Raw genomic sequence first — 1143 nt, 5'->3', positions numbered from 1 at the left:
TGTTTCAGCAGTGATTTTGGTTATCTTTAACGGTACCAGTGGTCCTGTTCACGATATGCTAACTGATGTATTTTCTACTTTACAAACTAAATTAAATGGCATTATTCAATCATAATATTTGATTGTTATTGGTGATATAAACCACTCCTTTAAAAGGGGTGGTTTATTGTTTTTGGTGGTTTGTTATCATGTCAAATTATAAGATAACCCGTTGCAAATCATGCCGTAAATACAAATAACAGAATGATATATAATAAGTTTTAGTCTAAAGCCTCGTTTGTTTAAATATTGCATCTGCATCTGCATCTGCATCTGCATCTGCATCTTAGTCTTTTAATATCAGATTATTTTATTACTCATATCAGCATTACCTCTTTTACCTCTTATCCAATTTAAAATATTTAATGTTGTTTTAGTGAATTCTATTTTTCTAGTGTATAGGTATCTATTAACTTATTCATTGTAAACAATTCTCTTTTTGTGCTCACAATAGTTAAATTTTAATTAAATTAATATAAAAATCAGAATCACATTTGATGCTAGTAAGGTTACATTAGATTGCATATAATATGAAAACTTTCTAACAAGAAAGTGAAAATAATATTAAAAATAATGTAAAATTAAAGGAGAAAGTTATTATGATGTATTTATCAGCAGTTCGTGCGCAAGTAAAAAAATTTACAAATAAATTTAACAAAAATGAACGCGGTGTAACAGCAATTGAATATGCAATTGTTGCAGCAGGTGTTTCGGCAGTCATTTTTACTGTCTGTAGCAGCTATGGTGGCCCTGTTTACTTTATGATAAGTGATGTATTTACTTCTTTACAATCTAAATTAACTAACATTATACAATCATAATATTTGATTGTTATGGTGATATAAACCACCCCTTTAAAAGAGGTGGTTTATTATTTTTGGTTTTTTGTTATCATGTCAAATTATAAGATAACCCGTTGCTAATCATGGGGTAAATATAAATAACAGCATATACAATAAGTTTTAATCCAAAGCCTAATTTGTTTAGATATTGCGCCCGCTTTTTAGCCTTTTAAGATCAGATTATTTTATTACTCATATCAGCATTACCTCTTTTACCTTTTATCTAATTTGAAAAATTTAATGATGTTTTAGTAAAAATATA

General features: G+C 27.7%; 1 protein-coding gene. It reads left to right on the top strand.

The annotated features are described in order from the left end of the window. Window positions 1-638 precede the first annotated feature (638 nt). Entirely contained in the window at window positions 639-860 is a 222-nt protein-coding gene (locus H3S88_RS13070) for a Flp family type IVb pilin (RefSeq protein ID WP_198229211.1), read from the top strand. Window positions 861-1143 lie beyond the last annotated feature (283 nt).

This window comes from Gilliamella sp. B14448G11 (assembly GCF_016101765.1).
Classification (GTDB): Bacteria; Pseudomonadota; Gammaproteobacteria; order Enterobacterales; family Orbaceae; genus Gilliamella; species Gilliamella apicola_N.
Note: the sequence above shows the minus strand (reverse complement) of the source record. Positions and strands in the feature narration are given on the sequence as shown.

Bases quoted from the DNA above. Each gene is read 5' to 3' on its own strand.
- H3S88_RS13070 (WP_198229211.1), top strand. From the start codon at position 639: ATGATGTATTTATCAGCAGTTCGTGCGCAAGTAAAAAAATTTACAAAT.